The organism is Streptomyces sp. NPDC019531, from assembly GCF_044903305.1.
In the GTDB taxonomy this organism is placed as follows: Bacteria; Actinomycetota; Actinomycetes; order Streptomycetales; family Streptomycetaceae; genus Streptomyces.
Map to the genome: position 1 here is coordinate 1 of NZ_JBJDQL010000100.1, position 8,680 is coordinate 8,680.

1 protein-coding gene is annotated in these 8,680 nt (G+C 69.8%); it reads left to right on the plus strand.

Going from position 1 to position 8,680, the window contains the following annotated elements:
- Nucleotides 1-8,680: hypothetical protein (locus ACI2L1_RS44595; RefSeq protein WP_404745212.1), on the plus strand; the 8,680-nt coding region annotated here is incomplete at both ends.

Consider the following 8,680-nt stretch of genomic DNA (forward strand, 5'->3'; position numbering starts at 1 on the left):
CCACCACCCCGACGGCTCCGACACCCGGCCGCAGAGCACGTCGACGGCCGACTCCGACCCGACAAACTTTTCCCTCGCACCCGCCCAGCCGCCCAGCCCGGACAGCCCGGACAGCGATCCGCACGGCTCCACCGACGACCCGACGGTGACCCCCGCACCCATCAAGCAGCAGGCGGTTCCGGTCACCACCGAGGACGTCCACTCCCCCGGCGACGAGGCCCGGATCGGCACCGTCAGCGGCGACGCACCCACTGAGGACGTCGTCGACTCTGCTTCGGTCGCACGCGAACACCCGCTTGTTGCCGCCGACTTCCGCGGCAGTCTGGAAGCGCCGCGCTATCCGGCCCGTGAGGACTGGAACGTGTCCTGGGGCGCGGCGCCGATGACCGCGGCTGAGTTGGCTGAGTCCCTTCGGCGTTACCCGCCGCGGCTGTCGAGCATGTACGGCGACCCGCGCTGGCGGGAGCTCAGCAGCCGGCACGAGCGTGCACTCGGCCGGGTGCTGGCCGAGGATCCAGAGGTCATCAAGGCGGCCAGGACAGCGGTCTGGCACCTGCACCGGTACCTCAGCGGTCTGGTGGGGCCGAGTGCTGCGAGTGCGTTCTTCCGGAACGTCCGCAACCCGTCCGAGTCCATGTCCCGGCTGCTCAACCACGATAGGGGAGCGAGCCTGGCCGAGCTGATGAGCGCGTTCCACTATGCCGCCTACGCCCACCCGACCTCGCCCTACACGCTCAGCCAGCTGTGGGATTCCGACCCGCGCTTGAACACCATGCGCTTGCCGCTGAAGCCGACGCTTGCACCGCTCGACAGAAGCAGCGACTGGTACCAGGTCATGACGCCCGATCGTGGCTTCCGGATCATCCACGGGGACACGCGGCTGGCCGCGTGGCTGCTGCGGGTCCACCAGAGTGTCGCTTCTGATCAGGCCTACGATTACCTGAGCGAGCCGCTGCTGTTCCGTGATGCGCTGCTCGGGTGGCTGCTGCCCGCCGACACCTACTCGCTCGTGGAAATCCTCCAGGCTTCCCATGGGGTAGGCGTGCGCGATGAGACGGAGCCTGATCCGGCGGTCATCGACGCGTCCCGCCTTTACGGTTGGGCCGCCAGTTACTTTGCCCCGATCAGCCGGCCGTCCGCTGCTGCACCGACAAGCGGAACCGTCCTTTGGCAGGATTTGTGGCAGCCGCACCGGCGGCTCTACGCGGAGCGGACGGCGTGGCTCACCCCGGAAGTCACGCATGACGGCTCGGTGCTCAGGACGATCAAGGATCTGTACGGCCTGCGCGGGGCCGTGGACGACTACCCGCAGTTCGATGTGGCGTCGCCGGGCGCACCCGCTGAGGTGACAGGTGGCCGGCGTCGGCGGGCCTGGCGCGCGTGGCTGCTGCGCCACCGAGACGAGGGGTTGACCAACAACGTTGAGGTGGAGCTGGTGCCCGCGCTCTACCTGGCCGGCGGTTCCGATGCCGCTCTGCTCAGCGCACCGCTCACGGGTGATGCGGAGAGCGCGAAGTCGTTGCGCCGCCTTGCCCGTTCCCTTGTCGGGCAGGCGTTCGACCACGGTGACCTGCGCTTGTCCCTGCCGTTGCTTTTCCTGCGGGACGACGACTTCCGGGCACTTGCCGACCAGGCCAGGGCCATATCCCCTGCGGGCCCCGGCGGCGAAGCCAAGCTGAGCGCTATACGTGACCGACTCGCCAAGAGAGCGGCCGGACTGGTTAAGGGGCTCATTCGTGAGCTGTCCGAACACCGCGATGTGGCGATGGAGGCGGTCGAGCAGTTGCCGCCGGTGTTTGCCCGCACCTGGTGGGTCAGTTTGGAGAGCGGCCCGATGCAGGGCGCTTCGGCGGTGAGGCAGCAGCCCGGGAGCACCGTCGACCGCGGACCGCTCCACATGGTGACACTGGACGAGCGTTCGGCGCTCGACGCAGTGCTCGCCCCGACGACGGTTCCCGGTTACCCGGTGCTGTGGGAGGTCCGGGAGTCGACCGCGCGCGATGTTTCCATGTTCGCCCGTGAACCCGGCGACAGGCAGGCGCTCTACCCGCAGAAGAGTGAGTTCCGCGTCGAGGAACGCCACATCCGGCTGGACGGCACCACCGGCCGTACCTACGTGCACATTGTGGTCACGGAGCTCAGGCCGGAACCGTCGCCTGAACTGTGGAACCGCGAAATCATCGCCCGGCCCATCATGGACAAACAGGGCCGGCAGATCGGGGTGGCCAGCACCGGAGGCCAGTTCCGGGTAATGACGAAGGGCCCTTTGAGCCGGTTCTTCGAGAAGAACACCTACATGGTCAGGGAGGAGACCGGTGCGCTGATAAGGCCGCGTTCTGTTCCCTGGCGCGACGAGAGCGTGTTCTTGTGGGGCTCGCACGGCACGGAGCGCAACATCGAGGTGATGTCGCGCTACGGCACGAAGAGGGTCACCCCGGAGCAGGTCGGCTCCTACCTGGGGCGGGTGCTCGCTGGTCTTGGCATGCCCGCGACCACGCGGCTGGTGCTGCAGTCCTGTTCCACGGGGGGGCAGGTTGCGCGAGCCGATCGGGTGGGTCAGGTCGTTGCTGACCGCAGCGGTTACGGTGCCTACGCCCCGGAAACCGATTCGGGGACCCACGAACTTGGTGCGGGCCAGTGGATGCTTTACCTGATAACTGTGCCGGGCAATCCCTTGCCTGGGTGGGTGCGGTTTGAGCCGCGTCGCTGGACGGCGCTCGATGCCGCCGCCCGTTCCGCCAGACATGACTCCATGGGGCTGGCGCAGGCGGCCAGGTTCAGCGCCTTTTACGGGACCGAGCGGTGGGAGGAGCTGAGCCGTTCGTACGAGGACGCGCTCGGCCGGGCCCTGGCCGAGAGTCCCTCGGTGATAGCCGCCGCGCGGGGGGCGGTGGCCCGTGTCCACGCCGACGAGGTCACCCGGAACGGCCGCCGGCGCGCTGACAGGAGGTTCTTCCCGTCCGCCGGCTCTGGGGCGGTCGACTACCGGGCGGCGATGACGCGGCTGCTGGACGAGAAGTCCGCCGTGAGCCTGTACGAGTTGATGGTGGCGCTCAAAAACGCTCTCGTGGGTGATGACCCCGGTCCGCGGTCCCGGCCCGTGGACATGAGTGATCCGTCTTTCCGCCGGCTGCGCGCGGCGGGCATTCTCCGCGTCCTGGACGGGGCACACCTCGCCAAGGAGATGCTGGTGCGGTACCGCGCCATCGGGGGTGTGGGGGACGCGGACATGCCGGCGTTGCGCCGGGCGGTTTTCGCCTGGTTGCTTCCCGGCAACTTCAACACCCTCTTCGAAGTCCTGGAAGCCTCCCACCAGGCCGGGATGGGCGACGTCGTCGAGCGCACCGTGATGTTCGGTGATGCCACCCACCTGTACGAGTGGGCGGACGCCGTGCTGGCCCCGCGCACGGAGGCGCCCGCGTCCCTGCAGGGCCAGCTGTATCTGCCGCACCACCGGTACTACTTCACGCTGCACAAGGACTGGCTCACCGGCGAGGTCAGCGGGGACGGATCGGTTCCCTCCGGCCTGTGGACCGCGCTCTACCTGGGCAATGCGCGCCTGTCCCGGGGCGACACGGCGCCCCCCGGCGCCGATCCGGCTCTGCACCTGGGCACGTGGGAGGCGCGTCAGGAGGCTCTGGCCGACTGGAAGCGGCGCCATGAGGGTTCCCCGCTGGACCGCCTGAACCCCGGGCATGTCTTCGCGCTGTACCTGTTCGGTGGTCAGGACGCCCGCCTGCTCGACCAGCGGTTCACCGCCGACCGGTCACCCGCGCAGGTCAAGGCGGAACTGCGGCAGGAGGTCCACGCCGTCATCAATGCCGCTGTGGACGGCGAGGCCGGGTTCCCGCTGCTTCTGCTGGGTGATGAATATTCGCGCGGGGTGGTCCGCAACTTGCGTTCCTACCCGGCGAGCGCCCGGGACCGGGCCGAGAAGACGGCGGACTTCCGCGAGGCGCTGCTGGACCGCGCCGACAACCTGCTGAACCGGCTGTATTTGCAGATCCCGGCGCATCGCGGCATCCTCGCGGAGGCTCTGGGGCTGCTGCCGCCTGTGGATGCCCCTGTGTGGTGGCACATGACGGCGTCGGGCCCATGGGCGGACCAGCCGTCGGGCGGAATCCACGAGATCACGGCGCCTGAGTTCCAGATCGCGAGGTTCACCGAGCGCGGAGCGCTCGCGGCCATGCGCGCGGAGATGGCCCAGGCACCCTCCCAGAGCCATCCGGTGCTGGTCGAGGTGGTCAAGTCCTCAGCCCGCGACGTCTCGGTGTTCTCCCGCAATCCCGCGCGCCGGGAGGCCCGCTACCCCGGGCAGCCGGTCTTCCGTGTCCTGGACCGGCAGGTGCGGCAGGACACGGAGACCCGGCAGCGCTACGAGCACATCAGGGTCGAGGAAGCCGAACCTGTCCCGCAGGCCCCGGACACCGGACCGCTGTCCGCACAGCACACGCCCTCCCGCCGGTCCACCAGGCCCGCCTGGCATGACGACGTCCAGCTCCACGACATCGTCTGGGACGGCAAGGTCGTGGGCAAGGCGTCGTTCAACACCGCGGACTGGCAGCGGCGCAAGCCCGCCTACCGGCAGCTGCCCGCTGTCACCCACTTCCGGCAGTGGAGCCGCGACCCCGCGAGCGACAGGCAGACGTCGATCGATCTGCCCTTGCCCACCGACCCGGAGCGGACCTTCTTCTTCGCCTCGCACGGCACCCCGCAGGGGTTCGACCTGGCCTTGGGCAGCGGGGGGACGAAGACAGACGACGGCACGTTCGTCAGCGAACTCATCGCCGGCGCCGCCACCTCCGCTTTCACCAGCATCATGGTGCTGGCCTGCAGCGAGGGACCGGCTTCGGGCAGCGGTGTGCCCTTCTCCTCGGGACTCCGGCTGCACAGGATCGCCGCCGCTACCGGCTTGCCGGTATACGACCCGACAGGTCGCGTCGCGGTCACAACAACCGGCTCGCAACCCGCTCGCGTACACCTGCTGGAGGACGCCGACGGGCGGCCCACGTCCTGGCGGGTGGTACGCCCCTCCGGCACGGCCGCGCAGCCGGGCTATCCCGGCGCGGAGCACTGGAACGCGCAGCCGCATCAAACCGGCGCCGAAACCGGGACCAGCAGCGGAACCGCGCCCTCCGGCCCGACCAGCGTCCCCGCCGCCGAATTCCCAGACCACGGCTGGAACTCCCCTGGGCGCCCGCAGCCGGCTCATCTCCATGCGAGCCTTACCGTCGACTTCCGCGGCAGTCTGCAAGCCCCGGGCTATCCGGCCCGTAAGGACGACCGCCCACTGCTGACCCGTATCTACCAGGATCCGTCCTGGGAGGAGCTGAGCGCCGATTACGAGAAGGCGATCGGCCGGGTCCTGGCCGAGGCCACCGACGCGATCAGCGAGGCCCGCAACGCTGTCACCGCGCTCCACCGGGCGTTGCTGCACGGGCGGGGCTACGCCGCTGCCGTAACCGCGTTCACCGCGGGTGCCGACACCGACGATCCGCAGAGCTACCTCGCCAGACTCCTCGACGAGCACGATGGCCATGTGACGCTGGCTCACCTCATGGGCGCGTTCGCGACAGCCGTGAGAGCCGCCATCACCTGGTCTGAGCCTACTGACGGCCGTACCCCAAGCGCCGGACTCTCCGCCCTGCGCACCAGGGCCGCCGGGCCCTGGACGGCAGCGGAGTACGACCGCGGCGGCGACTGGTACCGCGACATGCGCCACCAGCGCGGATATCGGCTGACCAGCCGCCCGGCCGCGCTGGCCGAGCGACTGCTCCTCGCCTACCAGACATTGGCTCCCGCGGCGTCGAACCCGCTGGCGTTCAGGAACGCTCTGCTCGGCTGGCTGCTGCCTGACGGCACCCATTCAATGGCCGAAGTCATCGAGGCATCCCACCAAGCAGGAGTGCGGGACGAGACCGAGCCGGAGCTGCGAGCCGCCGAGGCGTCCCGTTTGTACGGGTGGTCCGACGGTGCGCTCGACCCAGAGTGGCGGATCGACCAGGACGCGGACCACCCCTCCCTCCAGCGGGACGCCGTCCTGCGCCAAAACCTCCGGCTCCCACACCGCCGGGCCTACGCGGCCCGGATGCGGTGGCTCACCCCGGACCTCACCCAGGATGTTTCGGCCTTGCCGTCCATCGCGCGGATGACCGGAGTCGAACCGCTCCCAACCCAGCAGACCGAGAACGGCCGTCCCGTGCCCGGGGAGACTACCCTCTCCGAGCGCGGCCGGGCCCTTCAGGACTGGCTGCTGCGCCATCACCAGCTCGATCTGCTGCGTCAAGGCGGCGGTCACTTGCCCGCGCGGTACCTGGTGAGCGGTTCGGACGCCGTGCTGCTCGGCACCGCCGCCACCGATCCGCTGAACCTGCCGGCGGCGGCCCGCTCACTGGCACAGGACGCGTTCGACTCCCGCGATCTGCGGTTCGGATTGCCCCTGCTGCTGCTCAGGGACGCGACCTTCGCCGAACTCGCGGATCTGGCACGCGACACCCTCGCCGATGCCCCACACCAGGCGGCCCGGCTCGCCGAGACGCGGCAACGGCTCATGGACCGAGCCGCCGTGCTCGCCGTCGGCCTCGCGGACGAGCTGCGCGAGCACCGCGGGGCCGCCGCAGAGGCCCTCGACCTCCTGCCTCCTGAGTTCCGCAGCGTCTGGTTCGCCACGCGCGGCCAGGCCGCACCGGGGAGCGGGATGGTGGTGCCCCTCGAGCCGGGCCAGGTCATCTACCTGCCGCACTACCACCCGATGACGCTGGACCGGGACACGGCACTGGAGTCGCTGCCGCGCGAACCCGCCGGGGCCCCCGTGCTCTGGGAGATCACCAAGTCCACCGCACGCGATGTATCCGTTTTCGCCAGGCGTCCCGACCAGCGCCCCGCGCGCTATCCGGGCGACGTCCGGCTGCGGATCACCGCCCGCAGGGACCTGCTGGACGCGGCAACAGGGCAGCTCTACACACACGTCACGGCCGAAGAGGTCGTACAGCTTTCCCCCAGGGTGTGGGACCGCGAGATCATCACCCGCCAGATCAACCACCAGACCACTGGACGGCAGATCGGCGCCGGGGCCTACAACGCCCGCGACTTCGCGGCGCGGACGGCGATGTACTCTGCCCTCTCCGACAAGGCGCGCTTCTTCGTCGTCGATGACGCGACGGGGGATTACATCGACGGTCCGCACTCCCTGCCGTGGCGAGGCCGGAGCGTGTTCTTCTTCGGTGCCCACAGCACCGGCAGGAGCGTCCGTGTGCCGTCCCGTTACGGCGCCAAGACCGTCACCGGCACGCACCTCGGCCGCTACCTGCCGCGGTTGCTCGCAGGCCTGGGCGTTCCGCAGGGCACGCGGATCGTGCTGCACGCCTGCTACACCGGCAAGAGCTACGCCGGCGCTCCGCCGCTGGCCCAGCGAGTCTCCGACCAGGCCACGATGGCGATGTACGCCCCCACGGTCATGAGCGGCGACTGGCCGCTTCCCGGCCTGTCTCAGTTCGAACCAGCTCTGTACACAGGCGCTGGAGACCCGCCCGCCGCGTGGGTACTGTTCGAGCCCCGCGGCGCCAGTGACGGCGCGGCATCCCGCGAAGCCGTTCGCGACTTCTTCGCATACTCCGCTCGGTTCGGCGGGTTCTACGGCACCGAGCGGTGGGAGCAGCTCACCAGGAGCTACGAGGACGCCCTGGGGCAGGCGCTCGCCGCAAATCCCGCAGTGGTGGCCGCTGCCCGGCGGGCGGTCAGAAAACTGCGCGACTTGCTCGCGGAAGAGTTCCCGGACACCGTCAACCGGCGGTTTGTCCGGAGGAATGACCTAGACGCGGTTGACGCCGACGCGGCCATGGAACAGCTGCTCGACGACCGTTCCGGTACCGGACTGTGGGAGCTGATGACCGCCTTCGGCGAGGCGGTGCTCCGCGACGCCCCGCCCGTCAGTGCGGGGCCGGTGGACAAGGGCAGCGAGCGTTACCAGGCGTTGAGCGGGCGGGGCTTGCTGCTCGTCAATGACAGGGCGGTGCTGGCTGCCGCGGTGCTGGCCCGCTACAAGCGGATGCCTGGAGTGTCGCAAGAAGACGCACGCGAGATCGTGCCACCGGTTCTCGCCTGGCTGCTGCCCGACAACCACACCACCTTGTTCGAGATCGTCGAGGTGCTGGACCTGACCGGGATCGGCGCTGCCGTCGAAAAAGCCCTGCGACCGGGCGACGGGGCCCAGCTGTACGAGTGGGCCGACCGGCGCTTCAGGCCGCGCGACCACGCTCCCGCCGAGCTGCGCGACCGGCTGATCCTCCCGCACAGGGTCATGTACGCCGAGCACACCCGCTGGCTGATGCTGCAGCTGACCGGTGACGACGCGATCCCGGCGAGTGTCGTCGAGGCCCTCTCCACCGGAGTGCAATGGATCACTGCCGGGCACGGTCTGCCGCCTGTTCCCCGCAACGCGGACGCCCCCAGGCGTGCGTTGTCCTGGACGGCCAGGCAGCGCGCCCTGTACGACTGGATGGTCCGCCATGGCGGCTCCCCGCTCGATCTGGTCTCGGCCGAGCAGGTCACAGCCCTGTACCTGTTCGGCAGTCCGGACGCCCAACTGCACGAGGAGCTCGCCGCCCACCACGGCATGGCCGCCTCCGCGCTGCGGTCCCTGCCACCTGTGCGGACCACGGTGACCTGGTACATGTGGGCG